Raw genomic sequence first — 1,699 nt, 5'->3', positions numbered from 1 at the left:
TGCTTCGCGGCCGGCGACCGCGGGCTGATGATGTTCGGCCTCGTGAACCGGATCAACGTGGGCAGCGCGACGAAGGCCGACACGGCTCGGCAGGACGGCCGGACGCTCGATGCGGCGACGCTCGCGAACCTCGAGCTGTACCACCGCGGCCGCGACAACCACGACGTGATCGACGCGTCGTATTTCTCGCCGGCCACGGTGCCGCAGGGTTTCGAGCCGGAGTTGCGGCTTTTCCCGGGCGAACCGGCGCCGGCTTTTCCGCCCGTCGTGATCCATCACAAGTTCATCGTGATCGACGCGGAAGGCGCGAATCCGGTCGTCTATACGGGCTCGGCGAACATGAGCCGCAATTCCGAGCAGTACAACGACGAGAACCTGCTCGAGATCCGCGACAAGCGGATCGCGGCGATCTATCTCGCGGAATTCCTGCGGCTGTACGAGCACTACCGCGCCCGCGCGCTGGCGATCCATGCGAAGCAGCAGCACGGCACGGGTACGCATGCGCGGCTCGCGCTTGCGCCCGATTCGAGCTGGGCGAAGAAGTATTACGTGGCGGGCAGCCCGGAAGAGAAGGCGCGGATCGCGCTGGCGTCGACCGCACCGACGGACTGATGCGCTGACGTGCTGAATGAAGTGCGCGGGGGCGCGGATGCCGCGTGCCCCGGCCGGCGACTACCGCCGCTTACGCGGCGACGTAGCGGAGCACCGCGTCGGCGATCGTGTCGCGATGTCGCGCGCGCAGGCGCGGCGCCGACGGGTCGCGGCNNCGGCGCCGAACGTGTAGCGGTTCGACACGCGGTGGAAGCAGAACGAGCTGATCAGCAGATGCAGGTCGAATGCGTCGATGTCCTTGCGGAACGCGCCGCTGGCCGCGCCGCGCTCGACCAGTTCCTCGAGCGTCTTGATGATGCTGACGTTGCGGTTCTTGAACGACTTCAGCTGTTCGAGATATTTCGCGCCGTGGATGTTTTCGATCGACACGAGGCGAACGAAATCGCGATGCTTGTCGTGATAGTCGAACGTGAATTCGACGAGACGGCGCATGCCTTCGCGCGGCTCCATGTCGCCGACGTGCAGTTCCTGCTCGAGCGCGCGGATGTCGCCGTACACCTTCTCCAGCACGGCCTCGTACAGGCCCTCCTTGCTTTCGAAGTAGTAATAGAGCATCCGCTTCGTCGTGTTCGTGCGCTCGGCGATCGCGTCGACGCGCGCACCGGCGAGACCCATCGCGGAGAATTCCTGCGTGGCGACATCGAGGATGTTGCGCTTGGTTTGCTCGGGATCGTATTTACGCCGCGCATCGGACGCAAGCGCGCGGGGGGCGGACGTGGCGGCCTTGCTTCCTGCTTTCATGTGACTTTGTTGTGGTTCGCGGCGGCTTGGAAAAGGCATTCTAGCATGTGGAAAATGCCCGCCCGGCCGACCTTCCGCTCTAATCGGCACGGCCGCGGCGGGCGCTCAGCGGCGGCAGGACGCGAGCGCGTCGCGGGCCTGGTACGCCGTATACGTGAGCTGCGCGGCGGCGAGGCCGGCCAGCCCGAACGTGCGTGTGAGCCCGAACGCGGCGAAGCCGTCCGGCACCGGCCGGCCTTCGGCCAGCGCGGCGGCGAGCGCCTCGCCGGCCACCGTGGTCGGCGCCATCCCGTGGCCGCCGAATGCGATCGCGTGCCACACGCCGTCCGCGTCGCGGCCGATCTGC

Annotated in this window: 2 protein-coding genes and 2 pseudogenes; 1 reads left to right on the top strand and 3 read right to left on the bottom strand. The window is 67.2% G+C overall.

The window, feature by feature from the left end:
* Nucleotides 1–612, top strand: a 612-nt coding sequence (locus tag A9Z05_RS33370) for a phospholipase D-like domain-containing protein (protein WP_256122166.1), incomplete at its 5' end; no start/stop codon positions are given.
* 70 nt (nt 613–682) lie between these two features.
* On the opposite strand, the pseudogene A9Z05_RS38240 reads toward A9Z05_RS33370, so the two are convergent.
* The 3 genes and pseudogenes from A9Z05_RS38240 to A9Z05_RS33360 all read right to left on the bottom strand — a co-directional run.
* Nucleotides 683–765 (bottom strand): annotated as a pseudogene (locus A9Z05_RS38240) (TetR/AcrR family transcriptional regulator); the annotation flags it as partial.
* A 2-nt stretch (nt 766–767) separates the two neighbouring features.
* On the bottom strand, nt 768–1,353 hold a 586-nt coding region (locus tag A9Z05_RS33365), incomplete at its 3' end, for a TetR family transcriptional regulator (RefSeq protein ID WP_371090932.1).
* Between the two features lie 105 nt (nt 1,354–1,458).
* Nucleotides 1,459–1,699, bottom strand: a pseudogene (locus A9Z05_RS33360) (FAD-dependent oxidoreductase); the annotation flags it as partial.

It is taken from the genome of Burkholderia sp. A2, assembly GCF_001729305.1.
GTDB classification, from domain to species: domain Bacteria; phylum Pseudomonadota; class Gammaproteobacteria; order Burkholderiales; family Burkholderiaceae; genus Burkholderia; species Burkholderia sola.
Note: the sequence above shows the minus strand (reverse complement) of the source record. Positions and strands in the feature narration are given on the sequence as shown.